The sequence below is a fragment of the Arthrobacter sp. 05T423 genome, assembly GCF_056396245.1.
In genome coordinates this window covers 12700-33394 of record NZ_JBFTLC010000044.1, presented here as the reverse complement: position 1 = coordinate 33394, position 20695 = coordinate 12700, and the positions used below count along the sequence as shown (strand labels likewise).

The 20695-nt window shown below is 65.4% G+C and carries 15 protein-coding genes, 1 tRNA gene and 3 pseudogenes; 7 read left to right on the top strand and 12 right to left on the bottom strand.

What is annotated here, in order from left to right; all coding sequences use genetic code 11:
- Positions 1–910: 910 nt before the first annotated feature.
- Complete coding sequence (locus AC1DFE_RS22170) at positions 911–3061, bottom strand: amylo-alpha-1,6-glucosidase (protein ID WP_476908006.1); 2151 nt, start codon at positions 3059–3061, stop codon at positions 911–913.
- A 955-nt stretch (positions 3062–4016) separates the two neighbouring features.
- On the opposite strand from AC1DFE_RS22170, the gene AC1DFE_RS22165 reads away from it, so the two are divergent.
- On the top strand, positions 4017–4466 hold the full coding sequence (locus tag AC1DFE_RS22165) for a rhodanese-like domain-containing protein (RefSeq protein WP_476908005.1): 450 nt from the start codon (positions 4017–4019) through the stop codon (positions 4464–4466).
- 356 nt (positions 4467–4822) lie between these two features.
- Here AC1DFE_RS22165 and AC1DFE_RS22160 read toward each other — a convergent pair.
- The 4 genes and pseudogenes from AC1DFE_RS22160 to AC1DFE_RS22145 all read right to left on the bottom strand — a co-directional run.
- A pseudogene (locus tag AC1DFE_RS22160) lies at positions 4823–5078 on the bottom strand (protein kinase family protein); the annotation flags it as partial.
- Entirely contained in the window at positions 5075–5650 is a 576-nt protein-coding gene (locus AC1DFE_RS22155; RefSeq protein WP_476908004.1) for a DUF3090 domain-containing protein, read from the bottom strand. The gene AC1DFE_RS22155 and the pseudogene AC1DFE_RS22160, both read right to left, overlap by 4 nt.
- 24 nt (positions 5651–5674) lie before the next feature.
- Positions 5675–6060, bottom strand: a pseudogene (locus AC1DFE_RS22150) (histidine phosphatase family protein); the annotation flags it as partial.
- Positions 6061–6315: 255 nt separating this feature from the next.
- Positions 6316–6483, bottom strand: a complete 168-nt coding sequence (locus tag AC1DFE_RS22145) for a helix-turn-helix domain-containing protein (protein ID WP_476908003.1) — start codon at positions 6481–6483, stop codon at positions 6316–6318.
- A gap of 186 nt (positions 6484–6669) precedes the next feature.
- Here AC1DFE_RS22145 and fdh point away from each other — a divergent pair, with 186 nt between their 5' ends.
- The 3 genes from fdh (at position 6670) to nrfD (ending at position 12208) form a co-directional block, all read left to right on the top strand.
- The gene (fdh, locus tag AC1DFE_RS22140; RefSeq protein WP_476908002.1) at positions 6670–10005 is read left to right on the top strand and encodes a formate dehydrogenase; all 3336 of its coding nucleotides are present in this window, start codon (positions 6670–6672) and stop codon (positions 10003–10005) included.
- A gap of 104 nt (positions 10006–10109) precedes the next feature.
- Complete coding sequence (locus tag AC1DFE_RS22135) at positions 10110–11120, top strand: 4Fe-4S dicluster domain-containing protein (RefSeq protein WP_476908001.1); 1011 nt, start codon at positions 10110–10112, stop codon at positions 11118–11120.
- Positions 11117–12208 (top strand): NrfD/PsrC family molybdoenzyme membrane anchor subunit, encoded by a 1092-nt coding sequence (gene nrfD / locus AC1DFE_RS22130; protein WP_476908000.1) that lies wholly within the window; start codon positions 11117–11119, stop codon positions 12206–12208. Before AC1DFE_RS22135 ends, nrfD begins: the two co-directional genes overlap by 4 nt.
- A 15-nt stretch (positions 12209–12223) precedes the next feature.
- Here nrfD and selD read toward each other — a convergent pair whose 3' ends face one another.
- Positions 12224–13249 carry a selenide, water dikinase SelD gene (selD, locus tag AC1DFE_RS22125; protein ID WP_476907999.1) on the bottom strand — a complete coding sequence of 342 codons (1026 nt, stop codon included), beginning with the start codon at positions 13247–13249 and terminating at the stop codon, positions 12224–12226.
- 44 nt (positions 13250–13293) lie between these two features.
- On the opposite strand from selD, the gene AC1DFE_RS22120 reads away from it, so the two are divergent.
- The 3 genes from AC1DFE_RS22120 to selB all read left to right on the top strand — a co-directional run bounded on the left by AC1DFE_RS22120 (position 13294) and on the right by selB (position 16553).
- Positions 13294–13388 (top strand) — tRNA-Sec (locus AC1DFE_RS22120).
- Between the two features lie 36 nt (positions 13389–13424).
- Entirely contained in the window at positions 13425–14753 is a 1329-nt protein-coding gene (selA, locus tag AC1DFE_RS22115; protein ID WP_476907998.1) for an L-seryl-tRNA(Sec) selenium transferase, read from the top strand.
- Positions 14754–14756: 3 nt separating this feature from the next.
- Positions 14757–16553 carry a selenocysteine-specific translation elongation factor gene (gene selB, locus AC1DFE_RS22110; protein WP_476907997.1) on the top strand — a complete coding sequence of 599 codons (1797 nt, stop codon included), beginning with the start codon at positions 14757–14759 and terminating at the stop codon, positions 16551–16553.
- 247 nt (positions 16554–16800) lie between these two features.
- On the opposite strand, the pseudogene AC1DFE_RS22105 reads toward selB, so the two are convergent.
- The 6 genes and pseudogenes from AC1DFE_RS22105 to AC1DFE_RS22080 all read right to left on the bottom strand — a co-directional run.
- Positions 16801–17067 (bottom strand): annotated as a pseudogene (locus tag AC1DFE_RS22105) (alpha/beta hydrolase-fold protein); the annotation flags it as partial.
- A gap of 11 nt (positions 17068–17078) precedes the next feature.
- Positions 17079–17390, bottom strand: a complete 312-nt coding sequence (locus AC1DFE_RS22100; protein ID WP_476907996.1) for a hypothetical protein — start codon at positions 17388–17390, stop codon at positions 17079–17081.
- 168 nt (positions 17391–17558) lie between these two features.
- Entirely contained in the window at positions 17559–17939 is a 381-nt protein-coding gene (locus tag AC1DFE_RS22095) for a hypothetical protein (protein WP_476907995.1), read from the bottom strand.
- A gap of 665 nt (positions 17940–18604) precedes the next feature.
- A complete protein-coding gene (locus tag AC1DFE_RS22090) occupies positions 18605–19069 on the bottom strand; it encodes a sortase domain-containing protein (RefSeq protein WP_476907994.1) in 465 nt (154 codons plus the stop codon).
- A gap of 73 nt (positions 19070–19142) precedes the next feature.
- Positions 19143–19346: a hypothetical protein gene (locus AC1DFE_RS22085; protein ID WP_476907993.1), complete on the bottom strand. Its 204-nt coding sequence runs from the start codon at positions 19344–19346 to the stop codon at positions 19143–19145.
- A 281-nt stretch (positions 19347–19627) separates the two neighbouring features.
- Positions 19628–20413, bottom strand: a complete 786-nt coding sequence (locus AC1DFE_RS22080) for a phosphodiester glycosidase family protein (protein WP_476907992.1) — start codon at positions 20411–20413, stop codon at positions 19628–19630.
- Positions 20414–20695: the final 282 nt, after the last annotated feature.

Sequence of the window (20695 nt, the reverse complement as noted above, 5' to 3'; positions counted from 1 at the left end):
ATGTGGCTCTGCCCCAATGGATTAGGTCTGGGAACAACCCACGCGAGATTGAAGAGAAGGTTCCAGCCCACCACTTTCTGGTCCTTCTGACAGAGGCCATTCACGCCGGGGAAAGGTCCCGGACCGCGGCCACCCGAAACCAGCCACACYCCAAGGCCCGCGGTCCGGAACCGCCCGGCCGACAATGGACGATCAGAAGGACCAGAACCCAGCCCGGGCCACAACCCTTCACACATATCGTCTAGAAAGGCCCACGCTCCAAGCGCTTCGAGCGAAGAGAAGAGACACCGCGCCCCCTGATACTTCCTGCGTCGTCCTTGCCAGGTGTGCTCAGATCAGGCTGACATGGTCACGCTGGCATCCTTAAAGAACCGGGCCGGAGCGAACGTGGAGCAACCGGATCAGCACCATGGCCATCCTGGACCGACTGGAGGGAGCCCCGCGTCTGCTCGCCCCGGGAACCCGGCCACTTGTCGCAAAACCGCATCAGGATCTGGCTGTGGCTACCCGCTCAACACCCGGCCACGCGAAACCGTGAAGGGGGAAACACCGCAAACACCCTCGATGGACTGCAAGCTCCCCACAGTCCCGGAGCGCTGCGTTGCAACGGTCGCTGGAATCCGCCCCGTCACACCTGGTTCAAATCAAACTGCAACAACCACTTGGCGTTGGCGGCGCCATTACTGTCCGCTCCTTGCCAGACGAGGAGTACGACGAAACCACATCACTGCCTTCGGTGTGCTCTGGTCCTTGGGGGGAGTTCACGGAATAATGCACAGAACTCCTACTGCACCGTCGCCCTATGGGACCGCCGCCGCTGGCCGGGCCGAGCCAGGCGCAACACGGACTGCGATGGCATCTCCGGCGGGGGGTCTGCCGGGACGGCTGGCGTTTGAGCTACTGCGTGCGGTCATTTCAGCCGGGTCAGGTTTAGGAGTTCCCGAAGGGCGGGGCGGGCTTCGAGTCGCAGTTGGACGGAGCCCGGCAGCCCATCCACCGTAATGGAGTTCTGGGTGATGTTGATGGTGAGCCTGTTTCCGGCAAATGGGACGTTGTCTATCCTGAATTGCCCGAAGCCTTTTGGGAGTTCAGGTGCCAGCCATAGCTCATTCCAGGGAAGGGCGGGGTCGAACCGCATCAGCATGCGGATCAGGTGAATCGGAGCGGCTGCGGCCCATGCCTGGGGTGAGCACGCCGCGGGGTACGGCACGGGATGTGGATATCTGGCCCGGTCCAGTCCGGAGAACAGCTCCGGAAGCCTGCCGCCGAAGTAGGCGGCTGCTTGGAAGAGTCCGTAGGCGATTCTCTGGGCCTCGTCGATGAATCCGTATCTCATCAGCCCGTGGGCTACCAGTGCGCTGTCGTGCGGCCAGACGGATCCGTTGTGGTAACTGAGAGGGTTGTAGGCGCCCATGGTGCTGGCTAGAGTGCGGATACCCCAGCCGGTGAACATTTCCGGGGACATCAGGCGCTCAGCTACCTGAGCCGCCTTGTCCGTGTCCACGATGCCCATCCAAAGGCAATGACCAATGTTGGAGGTGAGTGCATCCACGGGATTCTTGTCCCCGTCCAGGGCGATGGCGAAATATCCCCGGTCCGGTAGCCAGAAGCGTTCGTTAAAGGCCTCTTTGAGGCGGACCGCCTTGGCCGTCCAGAGATCGGCGGTCTCGGTGTCCCCGTCTTGCAGCGCCATGAGGGCACGGCCCACATAGGCCCCGTACGTGTACGCCTGGACTTCGCACAGCGCTATCGGCCCATGGGCGAGGGAGCCGTCAGCGAAATTGATGCCGTCCCACGAATCTTTCCAGCCCTGGTTTATCAGCCCGTGTTCGGTGCGCCGCTGGTATTCGACGAATCCGTCACCGTCGCGGTCGCCATAGTTCTCGATCCAGGCCAACGCCCGGTCTGCGGCTGGCAGCAGGGCGTGGACTGCGTCCGCTTCCAACCCCCAACGGCCCAGCTCGCTGAGGATGGCGACGAACAATGGGGTGGCATCGGCGGTTCCGTAGTAGACGCTCCGGCCACCCAGGACGGACTCGGCACTCGTGCCCAGACGCACTTCATGGAGGATCCGGCCGGGCTCCTCTTCCGTGTCGGGATTCACTTCCTTGCCCTGATGGTCGGCCAGCGTCTGAAGGGTGCCAAGTGCCAGGGAGGGGTCCAGCAGAAGAGACATGAGGGATGAGAGCAGGCTGTCACGGCCGAAGAGGGCCATGAACCATGGGGCGCCGGCGGCGGCAACGACGCGGTCGGGATGATCCGGATCAAAGATCCGGAGTGAACCGAGATCCTCCTGGCTGCGCAGGATCGTCTCCTGGGCAGCTGCGTTGCCCAGATTCGGGATGGGCATGGACATCCGCCAGGAAAGGAGGCGCTGCCGGGCCTCGGAAGAAACTCCCGTGGCGCCATATGCCGCTGCCGATATCACCACCTGCCCGTTCAAATAGGGTGTGGCGGTGAACGTCCCGGTCCATTTCCCGTGAGCGGGAATTGTCGGAGTAAAGGTGAGCAGGCCGCCCTCGAAAACAGCGCCTGCTGCGTGGACGGCAAGCCCGTGGCGCCGGCCTGCGCCTTCACATTCAAGGAGGAGGCTATCTCCCTCAATGTGGACATGCTGCTTTCCTGGGCTGGCAGGCCTGCCGTCTTTTACGTCGAATAGATCCGCGAAATCGGCATTTACGGTCAGGGTTAGCCTGCAGTCCTTCGGCACCGCCAGGTGGTTTTCGACAGTGATGGTTTCGGTGAGTCCGGCACCAATGGTCCTTTCCCGTTCGATGAGCAACGGCATGTCAGCGGTGCCGACCGGGCCGCGCACCACCCTGCAGACAAACAGGGCCCGGAAGGGTTCCAGGGCGGTCGCGGCGAGTGCTTCGAGGGGGGAGCCGTCGACGCTGAGGTTCCATGCGGCTATGTAGCGGGTGTCGTGAAAGAACGCGCCGTGGGGACTCCCGGGGACCATGTCCCCGTTGGGCGCCGTGATGCAGAACGACGAGCCGTCAAGGATGGTGACGGCTCCGGTGCCTGCCGGGCCTGCGGCATTGTCGGTGTTCCAACCCGACATTAGGCGTTCCTCCTCGATCAATTACTGAAGATTGGCTCAGGCACTCCAACGCGGCAGGTATTTCAGGCCGGGACTCCATTATCAGAACTATGGTCCCTGACGCCATCGGAAACAAGCCCTCGCATTGACTCATAGAAGATGCCCGCGTAGCGGTATTCGAAGAATCATTTGAGAATGCCCGCGTAGCGGCGTGTCCGCCGGGGTGGTGGTTGCCGCGTCGGCATTGTGAGCCATGGAGCTTTCGATGAGTGAACGCAGGGCTGTCACGAAGGTTATCGCCACTTGCTACGCCCGGTCGGACCGGGCGGGGAAGAGGCAGATTCTTGGTGAGCTGTGTGCGACGACGGGGTGGCACCGCGATCAGGCCCGCAAGGCACTGCGGCAGCGCTGGCCCTGAAACCTGTACGGGCCAGGGCGCCGCGGCAGCCGCTCTATGGGGAGCTGGTGATCGAGGCGTTGCGGTTCTGTTGGACAGTTCAGGAAAGGGATAACCACTTCCGACCTCGGAAAACGTCAAATAGGTCGAGGGTCGGGAGTTCTCCCAGCCGCTTCTACTCCCGTAGTTTTAGCGCCGATAATAATGATTCCGTTAAGTTAGACCCGTCCAGCTATGGTTTGGCGACTGGGTCGGCGGGAATTGGCAAGAAGAGATCGTGTTGGCCGAGATCCGCGCCTCGACAACGCTTGGCGGGATCTGTGTAAATTCAGGAGCTATCGTTGATGCCTAATCCCGTCGTCGTTGACGGCTCCGACTGACTGCTATGCGGCTACCAAGTCGCCGGCACCGGCTTTTTGCAAGGCTGCAGCTATCGTCAAAACGATGTCGACTGGCAACGACATCTCGCGATTTGGGCCGAGCGTCCCTCTATCCCCTTGAAATTGACGACGAAAATAGCTCATCATTTCGCTTTATGGTGGAACGACGGAGCGATCAGCAGGCAAAGCGAGGAAAACGGTGAACCAGTGGCATATCTCCGACGACGGCGCGGCGACCTGCCAAGGCACTTTAGATCCTGGCGATTCCCTCGGGACTCTTACGATTAACGAATTACTGCTTCAGAGCCGCCTCGGGCTCGAGCGTGTGCACCCTGCGGATCTTGAGCGGGAGATGGCAGCGGGCGCCCTTGTTGTTGACACACGGCCGGTCGCCCAGCGAGACCGCGACGGTGATCTTCCGGGAGCGGTCGTCATTGACCGAAACGTTCTCGAATGGCGGCTGGATCCTTCCAGCTCCCACCGGCTCCCGATTGCTAACGACCCCGCTCGGCGGATCGTGGTCGTCTGCAATGAGGGCTACAGCTCCAGCCTCGCTGCGCACACCCTGCAACGGCTGGGGCTGACTCGTGCGACCGACCTTATCGGCGGTTTCCAAGCCTGGGCAGCACTGCGCAAGCAGTCCGACTAAATAATTTGCCTGCGCTAGCGACGTCGACAATACGAAATCCAAGACGTCGGATTCTCTTTGGAGCTGGGGCTTCGCAGCTACTTCTAGTGCCGTGTTTTAAAGGCCGATGACCGGCGTTCCGTCAGTTACTCGCCAAGTAGTAGTGGAGCCCTGGGAGCGCAAAGTCGACTTTGCCATAGCCAGCGGACTCAACCTGCTAAGCACACCGGGCGCAGCGCGCGGCGAGCGAAGCGAGTTCTTACGCACTTAGCACGTCCCGTTAGGATTCGGCCCAACTGACCGTGCATTCCTTCGCCGACACGATCGCTGCTGTCGTATTGCTCGGTGGTCAGAGCGTCTCCAGCCACCCCCACAGCCTGCCAGCGCTGCACCATTCCTTCGCCCATCGGACCATCCCGAAGCCAGGCGTGGGGCATGACGTCCCAGCCGAAGACCTGCGAGACGAGGTAGGCGGCCACAACCCGGGTGAGCCAGGGTGCCGTGGGGAAAATCCCGCAGCGGACTTTCGCCTGCTCTCGGCCTATAGACGACCATCACGTTGCCGATGGTGCGCAGGGATGTAGCGATTGATGTCGTGGTGATGCGGCGGGTGGGCGTCAGCTCGGCGGTCATAAGGTCCGGGGCTGGTCTCCGGCCTCGGGAAGGGTGCAGATGTGCCCGTCGGCGTCTATGGGGTAGCCGCAGAGCGAGCAGATCGGACGCCCGGCGCCCACGACCTCACGGGTGCGCTTGGCGAATGCGCGGGCAGTGCCGACCGGCATCCGCACCAGCAGCATTTCGGTCTCGTTAGCGCCGTCCTCATCAACGGATTCGTCGTGGACATCAGCATCGACATCGGTGATGGGGTAGGCCTCTATTACGACCTGCGCCGTCGTTGGGTCCCAACCTAAGCTCATGGCGCCTGTCCGAAACTGCTCCTGAACGGCCTCGAGCTGGTCATTGTCGACAAGTTCAATGGGAGTACTCGTGGGAACGCTGAAGGGGTTGTTCTCGATGGTGATGAGCTGGTCGAGAATTTCGTCGATCTTCTCGGCGAGCAGAGCCGACTGCTGCTTCTCCAGGGCAATACTCACGATCTGCTTCCCTGCGCGCACCTGCAGGTAGAACGTGCGCGCCCCCGGAAGGCCAATGGTGCCAACGACGACCCGGTCAGGCCAGGCAAACTCGTGAACACGTGTAGGCATGTCAGTATTTTAGGCACGTGAGGTTCATGGTGCCATTTGCCCTGCACCGCCGCCCACCGGGTGCATCGCCAGAGTGGATGCCGTTCGAGAGCCCACGACAGATCGCCCGCGTCGGTGTTGGTCGCATAGACGCTCGGCCGGCTTGCGCCGTAGTGCACGATCGATACGGAGGCAGGGCCTACGTTAATACGCTGGAACAGGTCAAGGTGCATGCCGAGCGCGTCGGCGAGGATTGACTTGATGATGTCACCGTGACTCACCGCCACCCACACGGCCCCTGGCCCGTACTCGGCTTCGAAGGCTGTACCGGGGCATCGAATCGCTGCCACCGGCCGGGCCTGCATCGCTGCCATGGATTCACCGCCGGGAAAGATGACGGCGGACGGTTGCGACTGCACAACCGACCACAAAAGGCTTACGGGGCGGTGAGGCACCTTGCCCGCACTTGTCTGCAAGCCCGTCCTCCAGCGTGACCGCTCCCAGGCTGTTTCGACATCTCGGTTGCGGTGGACCGGGTGCCCGTCGCGTTGAGATCCAAGAGTTTCCGGAGCCGGAAGCCGTCAGCAAAGAAGGAAACGAACACTGCCCGGACAGCCCTGCAGCTCGTCAGGTTGAGGTGTGCCGCAGCTGGGCAACAGTAAATTTCTGCTCGCGAGCACGCCACGTTACTGCTGGATACGGAAGCGGTAGTTCCGGGGTGTCTCGCCGGTGTCGTTGAGGAAACACCGGCTGAAGCTGGACAGGTTGGAGAAGCCTACCTCGTAGCAGATCTCGGACGCGGGTTTGTCGCTGCGCTCCAGCAGGCACCGTGCGAGGGCGGCGCGCAGCTTCATCACCATCCTCCTATCCGAACAGCTCTGTTCGGATGGGAGGAGAGCCAGCAGAGCATCCCGCAATCGACCTCGAATACGTGACGGGCCAAGGCCCAGGCCCTTTGGCGGCAGCTTTGAGCCGCATGACGGGGAGGACACGCCAGTCTTGTCCTGTTGCTCCAGGCCGGGACGGGATATGCTCCTGAAATGGCACCGCGAAGTTTTCTTCAATGGCCGGTCATCCGTCAACTGAGCACGGGGGATCTGCTGGGCCGTGGGCCCGCTGTCACTTCGGCGAAGACCAAGGCCATTGCCCCGCGCACAGCTACTGCTGACCGCGTGGTCCAGAGCGTCTGCCCCTACTGCGCTGTTGGCTGTGGGCAGCGTGTCTACGTCAAGGATGAAAAGGTCGTCCAGATCGAAGGCGATCCAGACTCGCCTATCTCGCGCGGCCGCCTGTGCCCCAAGGGCTCTGCCAGCGAGCAGCTGGTCAATTCGCCTGGCCGGCAGACCAGAGTGCTTTACCGTGCGCCGCGCTCCAAGGAGTGGGAACACCTGGATTTGGCTACGGCCGTCGAGATGGTGGCGGACCGGTTCATCGAAACCCGCCGCAGGACGTGGCAGCAGGAGGATGACCACGGCCGGCTGCTCCGCCGCACCATGGGCATCGCCTCGCTGGGCGGCGCAACCTTGGACAACGAAGAAAATTACCTGATCAAGAAGCTCTTCACGGCTGCAGGGGCGGTGCAGACCGAGAACCAGGCCCGCATATGACACTCCGCCACGGTTCCCAGTTTGGGAGCCTCGTTTGGACGCGGTGGTGCAACGCAATCACTGCAGGACATGGCCAACGCCGACTGCATCGTCATTCAGGGGTCCAACATGGCCGAGTGCCATCCCGTCGGATACCAGTGGGTGGCGGAGGCTAAAGCCCGCGGAGCGAAGGTCATCCACGTGGACCCCAGGTTCACGCGGACCTCGGCGGTGTCGGATAAGCACATTCCCATTCGGGCCGGCTCTGACGTGGTGCTCCTCGGCGCGCTCATCAACTACGTCCTCACCAATGACCTGTGGTTCAAGGAGTACGTCACTGCGTACACCAACGCCGCCACGCTGGTCCACGAGGATTACCGCGACGCCGAGGACCTGGGCGGCCTGTTCTCCGGCTTTGATCCGGAGAAGCGCGCTTACGACACGTCGTCGTGGGCCTATGCGGAAAAAGGGGAGGGTGCCATTGATGAGCCGGGGCCCGGTTCGGAACACGGCGCCGATGCCACGGCCCGGGCCGCCGGCCACGCTTTTGGAAGCGGGGGCCCACCGCTGGAGCACGCGGAAGTGCAGCGCGACGACACCCTCCAGGACCCGCGGACTGTCTTCCAGATCGTGAAGCGGCACTACGCCCGTTACACGGCGGAGATGGTCCAGGACATGTGCGGTATAGACGCCGCGGACTTCGAGTATCTTGCCCGCGCCATCACGGAAAACTCCGGACGGGACCGGACCACCTGTTTCGCCTACGCCGTCGGTTGGACCCAGCACTCCCTTGGAGCGCAGTTCATCCGGGCCGCCGCTATCCTGCAGCTTCTGCTCGGAAACGTCGGACGCCCGGGCGGCGGAATCATGGCCCTGCGTGGCCATGCCAGCATCCAGGGCTCCACGGACATCCCCACCCTCTTCAACCTTCTGCCCGGGTACCTGCCGATGCCCAGCGCCGGACGCCATGACAGCCTCGAGGACTACCTGTCAGTCATTGGTTCGAAACAGCAGAAGGGGTTTTGGGCCGAGGCCGACGCCTACACCATCAGCCTCCTGAAAGCCTGGTGGGGTGACGCCGCAACTGCCGACAACGACTGGGCTTACGACTACCTTCCGAGGCTGACCGGAGCCCACGGTACATACGAGACCGTGATGGGCATGCTCGAGGATGAAGTGGAGGGTTACTTTCTCCTCGGACAAAATCCGGCGGTGGGTTCCGCCCACGGCCGGATGCAGCGCCTCGCCATGTCCCATCTGAAGTGGCTTGTGGTGCGTGACCTGAACCTCATCGAGTCCGCGACGTGGTGGAAAGACGGGCCGGAAATCGAATCCGGGGAACTGCGCACGGAGGACATTGAAACCGAGGTGTTCTTCATGCCTGCCGCAACCCACGTCGAGAAAGCCGGCTCTTTCACGCAGACCCAGCGGCTGCTGCAGTGGCGGCACCAGGCGGTGGCACCGCCGGGGGAGTGCCAAAGCGAGCTGCAGTTCTTCTTCGAGCTGGGCCAGCGGATCCGCGAGAAGCTGGCCGGGTCGGAAGACGAGCGGGACCGTCCGCTGCTCGACCTCACTTGGGACTATCCCACGGATGGGCATGGCGATCCTGATGCCGAGGCCGTACTTGCGGAAATCAACGGGCGCCACCTGGACGGCCCGGATGCCGGCAAGCCACTCTCGGCATACACCGAACTCCGAGCCGACGGGTCCACGGCGGCCGGCTGTTGGATCTACACCGGCGTGTACGCTGACGGGTTCAACCATGCGGCCAACCGTAAGCCGGGCCAGGAACAGGGGCCTGCGGCTCCGGAGTGGGGCTGGGCATGGCCAGCCAACCGCCGGATCCTCTACAACCGCGCGTCGGCCGATCCGGCCGGCAAGCCGTGGAGCGAGCGGAAGAAATACATCTGGTGGGACGAGGAACAGGGTAAGTGGGTTGGAGACGACGTGCCGGACTTCCCGGTTGACCGGGCACCGGGCAGCAAGCCCGATCCCTCTGTCGGTGGTCCAGCCGCACTCAGCGGAGATGATCCCTTCATCATGCAGGCCGACGGCAAGGGCTGGTTGTTCGCGCCGAAGGGCCTCATGGACGGCCCCCTTCCCACCCATTACGAAGCCCAGGAATCCCCGGTGGCGAACGCACTTTACCCGCAGCAGCAGAGTCCTGCGCGGCTGGTGTTCCCCCGCACGGACAACCTCAGCGCGCCAAGCGCTGGAACCAGTGGGGCAGGCGTCTACCCTTACGTCTTCACCACGTATCGGCTCACCGAACACCATACGGCGGGCGGGATGAGCCGCTGGCTTCCTTACCTGTCGGAGCTGCAGCCGGAGATGTTCTGCGAGGTCTCGCCTGAACTGGCCGCCGAGCGAGGCTTGGAGCCCTATGGGTGGGCCACGATTGTTTCGCCCCGCTCCGCCATCGAGGCCAAGGTGCTTGTCACAGACCGGATGAGGCCCCTGGCGGTTGGCGGTCACACCGTGCACCAAATCGGACTGCCCTACCACTGGGGCGTCGGCAGCAATGCCGTGGTCAGCGGTGACGCCGCCAACGACCTGTTGGGGGTGACCCTGGACCCGAACGTCCAGATCCAGGAATCCAAGGTGGCTTCCTGCGATATCCGGCCGGGCCGCCGGCCCCGCGGGGAGGAGCTGCTTGCCTTGGTCGCCGAGTACCAGGAACGGGCCGGAGTGACCATCGAGACCGGAAACCGTGCCGTTACCGATCCGGCGGCGGAAGGCATCAAACCCGCTCCGGATGACGACGGCCGGGCAGACGGCGGGCTGCGCTGATGAACGTGACCGCCCCTGCAATGGCCGAAGTACACCATGCCCCGTCCGGACAACCCCTGCCTCCGGTCGGGGTTCCGGGCAACAACCCCCCGTTGGAGGACTAGATGGGCCAGCTGTCCGGACCGACCGACCCCACCGCCGATGCCCACTGGGACCACAACCATCCGCGCAAGGGATTCTTCACCGACACATCGATCTGCATCGGCTGCAAGGCCTGCGAAGTCGCCTGCAAGGAATGGAACCACAACCCGCAGGACGGAAACCTCGAGTTGCTGGGGTCTTCCTACGACAACACCGGATCGCTGGGCGCCAGCACCTGGCGGCATGTGGCGTTCATTGAGCAAGGCCAGGAACGCATTGCCGAGGCTCGGGAATCGGGTCGGGCCCTGATCAATTTGGGCATGCCCCGCGTTGGTCCTCCCGCACAGGGTGGGTCCGCGGCGACGGACCTGGCAGGGGCGGAAACGACGCCCCCGGACACGGCGGACTTCCGGTGGCTGATGTCCTCGGATGTCTGCAAGCACTGCACCCACGCCGGATGCCTGGACGTCTGCCCCACAGGGGCGCTTTTCCGCACCGAATTTGGCACCGTTGTGGTCCAGGACGATGTCTGCAACGGCTGCGGAACCTGCGTGGCCGGGTGCCCCTTCGGCGTGATCGAACGCCGCAGTAACGGCACTGTCAAGGTCGCCACCAGCAGGGAGGAACAGCACGCCAAGCATCCCACCGTGCCGAACGAGGGCATCGCCCAGAAGTGCACGCTGTGCTATGACCGGCTGGTGGCCGACGAGACGCCGGCGTGCGCCAAGGCATGCCCGACGACGTCCATCAAGTTCGGCGACCACGACGAGATGGTGGACACGGCCCGGGAGCGCGTCGCCACCCTGCATGCGCAGGGCCTGACCGAGGCGAGGCTTTACGGCGCGAACGAGAACGACGGCGTCGGCGGAACCGGATCGGTCTTCCTGCTGCTTGATGAGCCCGAGGTGTACGGGCTCCCGCCGGACCCCCGCGTCCCCACGGCCGACCTGCCGCAGATGTACCGGCGGGCGGGCATGGCAGTGGCGGGCATGGCCGCGGCTGCAGCATTGGCTTTCCTGGGAGGACGGGCGTGACCCTTTCGGACTTCGACAGCTTCCGGCCGGCGGAGCCTGCCCGGCGTCGCCGGCAGGACGGCAAACGTAGCATGCGCCGCCGCAGGGACAACGGCGACGGTTCCCGCGAAATACCCATGGTCCCGGAGCCGGAATTCACCTCTTACTACGGCCGTCCCGTCGTGAAGCCCGCACCCTGGGGCGATGACGTGGCCATCTACCTGTTCCTGGGCGGCGTGGCAGCAGGTTCCGCGCTGCTTGGCCTCGGCGGGCAACTGACCGGACGGCCGACACTTCGCCGGAATGCGCGGCTGGGTGCCTTGACCGCCGTGAGCGCCGGCGCCGTCGCTCTGGTGAAGGACCTGGGCAGGCCGGAGCGTTTCCTGAATATGCTACGGACCTTCAAGGTGACCTCCCCGATGAGTGTGGGCTCCTGGATCCTGAGCGCCTTCAGCGCGGGCGCGGGCGTCGCGGCAGTGGCGGAAATCGATCGGATGAGCGGAAACCGGCTGCCGCTGGGACCGCTGCGCACGGTGCTGCAGGCAGTCGAAGGACCGGCCGGCGTTGAGGCTGCGCTATTTGCCGGACCACTGGCGGCATACACCGCCGTGCTGCTTGGCGACACCGCCACACCCACATGGAACGCCGCGCACGAGGAACTGCCTTTTGTCTTTGTGAGTTCCGCGTGCCTCGCATCTGCCGGGCTCGCCATGGTCACCACACCGGTGCGCGAGACCGGTCCTGCACGGAACCTGGCCGTTCTCGGCGTCGTGGGCGACGTGCTTGCCATGAAGGTCATGGAGCGCCGAATGGACCCGGTGGCAGCCGAGCCCCTGCATCAGGGTAAGGCAGGCACCATGCTGAAATGGAGCGAGCGGCTGGCAGTGGCCGGCGGTTTGGGCACACTCCTGGTCGGTCGCAACCGCATCGCAGCTGCGGCTTCAGGGGTGGCTTTGCTGGCTGCTTCGGCACTGACCCGGTTCGGCATGTTCGAGGCGGGACTGGCCTCCGCCAGGGACCCTCGGTACACCATCGAGCCGCAGAAGAACCGGCTCGCGGCACGCCGCGCAGCCGGCGTGACCGGCGACGCGATCACCACCGGCAGCTGACTGACCTGTCAGGCGTCAGCGGATCGCAATGCCGCGGCCGGCAGTAGTGTGTCCTATTACGGGGTGCCCGGGCAGCTCGCCGACCACCAGCAGCCCGCCGGAGGTCTGGGCATCGGCCAGCAGCAGCAGGTCATCTTCGGTGATGCCCGGGGAGGTATCGAGGTGCGGACGCACCCAGTCGAGGTTGCGTCGAGTCCCGCCGGAGACAAAGCCGTCACGGAGAGCCTCGCGGGCTCCGTCAATCAGCGGTACAGCCTTCAGATCGATCGCTGCGCCCACTTCCGATGCCCGGACCATCTTGTAAAGATGGCCAAGCAGGCCAAAACCCGTGACGTCAGTCGCTGCCCGGACCCCGACGGCCACCGCCGCTTCGGACGCGTCCCGATTGAGGCTCGCCATCGTCTCTATCGCCTCGGCGAACACCTCACCAGTCCTTTTATGCCGGTTGTTCAAAAGGCCGACGCCAATCGGCTTGGTAAGCGTGATGGGCAACCCCGGCTGGGCGGCGTCGTTGCGCAGCAACCGGTCGGGGTGCGCGACGCCGGTGACGGCCATGCCGTACTTGGGCTCCGGATCGTCGATGGAGTGCCCGCCGAGCACCGGGCAACCGGCCTCCGACGCCACACTCAGTCCGCCGCGGAGGACCTGCGTCATCAGCTCCATCGGCAGGACGCCGCGAGGCCAGCCGACCAGGTTGATGGCCGTGACCGGCCTGCCCCCCATTGCGTAAATGTCCGAGAGCGCATTGGCGGCAGCGATCCGACCCCAGTCAAAGGCATCGTTGACAACGGGAGTGAAGAAATCGGCGGTGGTAAGAACCGCAAGGTCGTCGCGCACCAGGACGGCTGCCGCGTCGTCGCCACTGTCCAGGCCAACCAGCACCTCTGCACCGGGCTGGCCGATGAGGCCACGGACAGCATCTTCGAGTTCGCCCGGTGGAATTTTGCAGGCACAGCCTCCTCCGTGGGCATAGTCGGTGAGCCGGGGCGCGCCGACGGCGCCCCCATCAAGTTGCTGGACTGACGTCTTGGCCTCATTCACCCGCCTAGCGTACCCCCGGCAAGCGACCTGCTATATTGATGCGCGGTGGCGTCCGGGTCCTGGTGGGCCCCCCGGTCTTCAAAACCGGTGAGGCTGAGCATCTCGGCCTGGCGGGTTCGATTCCCGTCCGCCACCGCCAATGTTCGGCAGTGGATGCCGCGATCTGAGGAGGGCTGTGGACCACATCGATCCCCGGCGCCAGATTCCCCGCACGAACGACCTGCTGGCACTGCCGCCCGTCCGCGAAGCCCGGACACGGCTGAATGAGCGTGTGATCCGCGAGCTGGTCCGGGACATCCAGGAGCAGGCCCGGCGGGGCGACCTCCCTCCCGGCCAGGTGGAGCCGGTCCTGCTGGCTGCCATCACCAACCGCAAGGCAACAGCCCTGCGTCCGGTGCTCAACGCAACCGGGGTCATCGTCCACACCAACCTCGGGCGGGCCCCTCTTTCCGCGGCTGCCGTCGAAGCTGTTGTCGCAGCCAGCGGCTATGTCAATGTGGAACTCGACCTGGCTGACGGAAACCGCTCCCGACGGGGCGCCGGAGCCCGTGCGGCACTGCTCGCTGCCTGTCCCGCCGCTGAGGATGCACTGGTGGTCAACAACGGAGCAGCGGCGCTGGTACTGGCCACGACAGCCCTAGCCGCCGGCCGGGAGGTGGTGGTGAGCCGCGGCGAACTCGTTGAGATCGGTGCCGGCTTCAGGCTCACCGACATTATGGAATCGACAGGTGCAAGGCTTCGCGAGGTGGGCACCACCAACCGGACCCACCTGCACGACTACGCCGCAGCCCTCAGCCCCGATACGGGCTGCGTCCTGAAGGTACATCCCAGCAACTTCCGGGTGGACGGTTTCACGTCCGCTGTTCCGCTGCACGAACTGGGCCCGCTGACACAGGCAAACGGGGTACCGCTCGTGGCCGACCTTGGCAGTGGACTGCTGGCACCCGACCCGCACCTCCCTGATGAACCTGATGTTGCCTCCGCCTTGGCGGGCGGGGCCGACGTCGTTATCGCCAGCGGCGACAAACTGCTGGGCGGACCCCAGGCAGGTCTTCTGCTGGGCCGCAAGGAGGTCATCACCCGGTTGGCACGCCACCCGCTTGCCCGGGCCGTCCGGGCCGACAAACTTGCCCTCGCCGCTCTGGAGGCAACTGTCGCGGGCGGAATGCCGCCCGTCGTGCAGGCCCTGCACGCCGATGTCGGGCAATTGCGGCGCCGCACGGAACGGCTGGCCCAGGAACTCGGAGTACCCGTGGTGCCGCATGACGGCAGGGTAGGCGGCGGGGGCGCCCCCGGCTTTGCCCTGCCTGGGTGGGCGCTCCGGCTTCCTGAAGGACTGGCGCGGCTCCTGCGCACCGGTGATCCCGCCGTGCTTCCGCGCGTCCACGACAGTTCCTGCCTGATCGATTTGCGGTGCGTGCCCGCAGGGGACGACGACCGGATTCTTGAGGCCGTACGGCGGGCGCTGGCGACCCTTGAGGCGGATGCAGGCAGGGCGGGCTGAGCAGTGCACGTCGTTGCCACGGCCGGACATGTGGACTCCGGCAAGAGCACCCTTGTCCGCGCCCTTACCGGCATGGAGCCGGACCGATGGGAAGAAGAACGGCGCCGCGGGCTGACCATCGACCTGGGTTACGCCTGGACCACGTTGCCGTCCGGACAGGACGTTGCATTCGTGGACGTCCCCGGGCACGAGCGTTTCCTTGGCAACATGCTTGCCGGAATCGGGCCGGCTCCGGTGGTCTGTTTCGTCGTCGCCGCCGACGAAGGCTGGCAGGCGCAGTCGAGCGACCACCGGGACGCCGTGGCGGCGCTGGGCATCGAACACGGCGTGGTGGTCCTCAGCCGTGCGGACCGGGCGTCCAGCCAGCGGATGGCGGACGTGCTGGCGAGGACCCGCGTGGAGTTGGCCGGGACTGGCCTGGGGGACGCCCCGGCAGTAGCCGTGTCCGCCATCGACGGTACCGGCCTGGCTGACCTGCGTTCAGCGCTCGACGGCGTTCTGGCCAGCGTGCCGCAGCCCGCCACCGATGGGCGGGTCCGGTTGTGGGTGGACCGCTCGTTCACGATCACCGGTTCCGGCACGGTGGTGACCGGAACGCTGGCAGCAGGAACGATCGGCAAGGGGGACCAGCTTACCCTGCTTGGCCACTCTGGTTCCCGGTCCGTCGTCGTCCGTGGCCTGCAAAGCCGCGACACCTCGTACACCTCGGTGGCGCCGGTCAGCCGTGTGGCCTTGAACCTGCGTGACGTTTCCGCCACGGACATCCGGCGCGGGGACTCACTGCTTACCCCCGATACCTGGCCCACCACCTGCGTCCTGGGCATCCAGCGGACGACGGGTGTGGCCTATACGGATGTGCCGGAGCAGCTCACGGTCCATGTCGGCACCGCGTCCGTGCCAGCCCGGCTGCGTCCTTTCGGCGCGGACCACGCCCGGCTCGTCCTCGACAGGCACCTGCCTCTCGTCCTGGGAGACCGGCTGGTGCTCCGCGACCCCGGGAGCCGCTCCGTGCTGGGCGGGGCACGCATCCTGGACGCCGATCCGCCGGCCTTGCGGCGGCGCGGCGACGGCACCCACTGGGCCGAGCGGCTTGCAGGCATGGCCCCGGCGGGCGATGTGCTGGGGGAGGTGGCAGCCCGCAAAGCCGTGCAGCTGGAGCATCTGCGCCGGCTGGGGCTTCTGTCCGGGGACCGCCCCAAGGCGCCGCCCGGCGTACAGGAACTTGATGACTGGTGGGTGCACGCTCCTGTCCTTGAGGCCTGGCAGCACCAGCTTCGCAGCGCAGTCCAGGCGCTGCAGGAACGCGATCCCTTGGCGCCAGGCCTTTCCATGGGCGCAGCCCGCGACCTGCTTCGCCTGCCCGACGAGAGGTTGCTTTCCCATGTCATCCGCGGGGCTGCCCTGGAACAGGACGCAGGCCACGTCAGGCTGCCCGGCAGCCGGGGCAACCTTGGCCCGATCGAACCGGCAATCGCCGAGCTGGAGCGCAGGCTCACCGCCCATGCGTTTCAGGCCCCGGAATCCGAGGAACTGGCCGCACTGGGCCTAGGCACGCGCGAGCTGGCTGCCGCCGAACGCACGGGTCGCCTGCTGCGGCTGCGTGACGGCGTGGTGCTGCTGCCAACGGCGCCGGCCCTTGCGATGCGGACCCTCGCCGGCTTGGAGCAGCCCTTCACCACCAGCCAGGCGCGCCAGGCTCTCGGAACAACGCGCCGGATTGCGGTTCCACTACTGGAGCACCTAGATTCGCGGGGGTGGACCCAGCGGTTGGACGCCGGTCACCGCAAGGCGGTGCGCTGATCATTTGCCACACGACTGGTGCCCCCACGGCCCAGGGACCCTGGTGACAAAGACCAGGCGGGAGGTCGCACCAGGTCGATGAGATCGGCGGCACGCTCAGCCGGTCGCCCAGGGCGTCGGCCCGGTGGCCGATGCCCGGACCGACGAAGCGGCGGGTAGTCATGCCGGCTGCGGCGGCATCTGCGGCCGCTGTTGCGGCCTGCGGGGTGTATACAAGATCGGCGGAGCCGCTGGTGAAGATGGCCAGCTCGTTGGAGTACCGGTGTCTTTTGAGGATGTTGGCCGGTTCCTCCGCGGCGAATGCCTCTCTGTTGCCCTTGAAGATGGTGCCGATGGTGTTCGCCTCAGTGCCACTGAGGGGTTCCAGTTCACCGGATATATCGAGGATTGACCCGAAGAGATCAGGCCGCTTGGCACCGAATGACAGCGCGCATTCCCCACCATTGGAGTAACCGCCGATCGCCCACTGCATTCGTCTTGGGTCAACGTTGAGGTTCCTGCGGATGACGTTCACGACGTCGGTTGTCACATAGGTGTCGACGTGGCCGCTGTCTGAATCGACGCACACAGGATTCCGGAAGGGACTGCCGAGCTGGTCAACGGTGAGCAGAATCGGGGCAAGCCCATGGTGGGCTGCGCCAGGCTGTTCAGCTCCCTGACCGCGGACCTGTCCTGGTCGGGGCCGCCGGGCAGGCCCATCATCATGACGAGGACTGGCAACTCCGGCGGATTCGGGACCAGCACCGCCGGCGGAAGGTAGAGGTGGGCGTCCCGGGCGCGGAAACCGGAGACGGTGGCGGGGATGATCACCGGTCCGTTCCGGCTCACTGCGGGCATGTTCGCCGGCGGCTTCCAGGTCTTCCGCAACGGGCCGCCGGTCGTCCGTTTGGCATCCAACAGGTGGCAGTGCCATGTGCTGTCCCATGCCAAGGCCCAGTAGGGTTCCGAGGGTTGGTTTTAGACCGTATGCCGCGTTGATTCCCAGAGTCGCGGCCGCAACGAAAATCAGCGCGGAGGCAAGAGCAGCGACTTTACGCCGCCACCGTGTGCGCGGCAGATTCGCCAACGCCAACCCGACGGCTGCGAAGGTGGAAATGACCCAGGCATGGGTGTCCGGGTCCAGCGGACCCCGAAAATGTTGTACCAAGCCTCGCAGACGTACAAGGTGATCGCGCCGACCAACGCTCCGCCGGCCAGCAAAGCCACCCGGATAAGCAGCGGGCCGTACCGCCCCGACGCCGGGCGTCCAACTGGTGGTGATAGCGGTGCGGAAGGGGCCAGCCGGACCGGGCCGGCGATGAGGTACAGCAGGGCCAGCATGCTTACTGCGTCAAACGTGTAGAGCAGCGGTTTCTGCAGAATGTTGAGATTCAGCAGCGGCTGCATCGGCGGCTCCTTCGACGGCTCAGGGAAATACTAACCCCGGATCGCAGCCTTGACGGCGCCGGAGTGGGTCTCGCCCAGGCGCCATCTGACGCGGTTTTCACACAGCCCAATATCGGTCGAAACAAGGCAGCGAGGCGACGATGAGCGTGACCCGGGTTCTCAGCCAGGGCTTAGCAGCGGAGGGCTACCGTGAAGACGTAGCCAGTACGGTGCATTGACAGCCCGGAGCCTTGGGAAAAGCCGTGAAGCGCCGGACCCGTACCCAGTTTCCGGACCAACACCGCCCGTTTAGGGGGCAGCCCGGCGGTTTACCGGCTGCGGGACAAATCGTGCCACGACAGCATTTAAGCGTCTTTCAGTCGTGCTAATTCCCGCGCCGCCGGACGATTCCGCATACCGCCCTAAGCTGCCGAACGCATCATTGCCTGGGCTGGCTGGGCCGGGCGCGCTGAATGCTGGACGGCATTCCGCGACCATCGCTGGTTGCGGAAGCCATCGTCACGGTTGGCCCGGCGCCGGCAGTCGGCCGGCGGCCGAAGGCCGAATTGTTCAACCTGCGGCGGGGAGGGAAGCCGCTCAGCAGACCCGACAGGAGCATGCTCCACCTGGTGTCCGCTTGGCGGCAGCAGCTTGTGTTGCTTCGCTGGTTGCCTGCCGCGGGTGTGTCAGCGGCGCGTCGTGGTTTTGAGTTTGGCGTAGACGACGTAGTTGTCGTTGAAGATCTCCGTTCCCGGCGTCAGGCCGCGGAGGTTGGCGAAGACGCCGGGGCCGCCGTCGGTGGCGTTGACGTGGCCCAGGAAGACGGCGGGCCCGACTTCGCCGGGGGACGGCGAACCGGAGTACCAGCCGGCGGGGGCACCGGGAACAGTTGGCGGCACCTCGAGTGAGCCGTTTGCCCGCAGCTGCAGGCTCATCAGGGGTGACTGCAGGCCGATGGCGGGAACGGACATCGACACGGGAGCGCGGGCCGGCCGGGCAGAAGAGGGCACTGTCGCGTCCGGCCGGCCGCCGCCGTCGTGTTTTTGGACGGTGCGGGGGATGGGGTAGAAGTCTTCGGGGCTGGACTGGGCTGTATTGCTGCCGGCTTGTCGGTTGCGGCGGGGGTCGACGACGGGGCTTGGGTTCCGCACCCGGTGAGGATTAGGCTGCCGACCAGCAGGAGGGTGGCGGCGCTGTGCGCGCGCTGGAAGGAATTGTGCATGGTCAGTGGTTATCTTTCCAGCATGCCAGGACGGTGGTGGCTACCTGGTAGGCGAAGTTGGTGAGCGTCACGTTATGGGGTCCGACGTCGGTGGGCAGCCCACTGGCGTCGACGTGTAGGGTGCTGCTGTCCTTGAGGAAGGCTAGTGACCCGTCGGTGGTCTGGGCGGCGAGGAAGCCGAGATTGGCCAAGCCCTTGATCGGCACCGCGTGCAGGTTGGCTTGGAGGGAGTCGAAGTATGTACGTGCTCCGGCGGGGTCAGGGGATCCTTCACCGAGATCACGAGCGAACCGTCGGCCAGGTGGTAGGTGCAGGTGTAGGTGGAATCCGCCCAGCCGTCGACGGTGTGCGGTGCCTCAGTCAGGGCCAAAATGGAGGAAATGTCGTCTTTGGTTTCCCCCCGCAGTGTTGGGGCAGGGGCGCGGTGGCAGAGGGAGTCAAGTCTTGATCCTTCCCGCGATTGGGAAGAGCCGCTCCCAGACGACGGTCAGGCCCTGCCCGCGACTGGTGCCGCCGCCGGGGCCCGACCCAGCCTTAGTTCTTCCTGCCGGGCAGGAGCAGGAGCGCGTCCCGGACGCGGGCGTTCGCCGGTGGCGTGCGAGGGGGAGTTGTCGACCTGGCCGCCGGCGACCATGGTGGTGGACCCGCCGCCGTCCAGGTTCATGGCGTTGACCATTCCCAGGGAGCGGGCAACGTGTGCTTCTTCGTTCAGGCTCAGGCCAAGGGACGTGGTTTGGCGTCCGTCGGCGGTGACAAGGAGGGTCCGGCCCTGCGCGTCCACGCCGGCGAAGGCGCGGGGGTTGCGTTTGTGGGCCCAGCCGTAGAAGAAACTGTTGCTGTCATTGGTCCGAACCATACCGTCGCGCCTGGCCGTGACGTCCAGCTTGCCCTTCTGCAGCAGGGCTGGGCCGCCATTGACGACGTCCGTAGTAGCGCCGGCCTTCAGGGGCTTACCGTTTTCATTGAGTAAATCCGTGCCGACCTTCAGCTTGTTACCCGGGACGGCCAGAGTGGCGAGCTTGTCTGCGTCCGCTCCGATGGCCTGCAGGGTGTGCCCTCCGGCGGGGACCGCGGTGCCGCGGGTATGGTTGACCGCGGTTACTGTGCCTTGGGCGTCCAGGACGACTTCCAGTCCGGCTCCGGACGGTGTTGAGGGACCAAACTCGGGGGTGAAGGCGACGATTTCGTCCGCGTCCGTGCAGGTGAAGGCATGCAGCGGCAGGTTCGTTGGGGTGTCGTCGGTGCCGCCGCAGTTGCTGACGAGGCCTGGCACACGGTCGATGCCATCCAGGGGGAGTTCTCCCGAGCCCGGCGCGGTGACCGTGCCATGCCAGCGCAGACGCTGTACGGAGGTGCCGTTCTTGTCGAGGACCAGGGAGGGCCGGTCGCCGACGGGTTCGCTGAGGACCTTCCCATCATGTACTGCGGTCCCGGCGGGGTCCCCGGGGGTGCCTGCTGCGGGTCCATGACGAAAACCCGCCGTTCACCGCTGCCAGAGCCCCCCGCGGCGGCGAGCTGGCTTGTGGTCTCGCGGTCCTCGAGGTTGGGGCCGAAG

What these genes read in the sequence shown, in the direction of transcription:
- AC1DFE_RS22155 (WP_476908004.1), bottom strand. Translation starts at nt 5,650, where the DNA reads ATGCCTACACGTGTTCACGAGTTTGCCTGGCCTGACCGGGTCGTCGTT.
- AC1DFE_RS22095 (WP_476907995.1), bottom strand. Translation starts at nt 17,939, where the DNA reads ATGCAGCCGCTGCTGAATCTCAACATTCTGCAGAAACCGCTGCTCTAC.
- AC1DFE_RS22145 (WP_476908003.1), bottom strand. Translation starts at nt 6,483, where the DNA reads ATGAAGCTGCGCGCCGCCCTCGCACGGTGCCTGCTGGAGCGCAGCGAC.
- AC1DFE_RS22135 (WP_476908001.1), top strand. Translation starts at nt 10,110, where the DNA reads ATGGGCCAGCTGTCCGGACCGACCGACCCCACCGCCGATGCCCACTGG.
- AC1DFE_RS22100 (WP_476907996.1), bottom strand. Translation starts at nt 17,390, where the DNA reads ATGCCCGCAGTGAGCCGGAACGGACCGGTGATCATCCCCGCCACCGTC.
- AC1DFE_RS22170 (WP_476908006.1), bottom strand. Translation starts at nt 3,061, where the DNA reads ATGTCGGGTTGGAACACCGACAATGCCGCAGGCCCGGCAGGCACCGGA.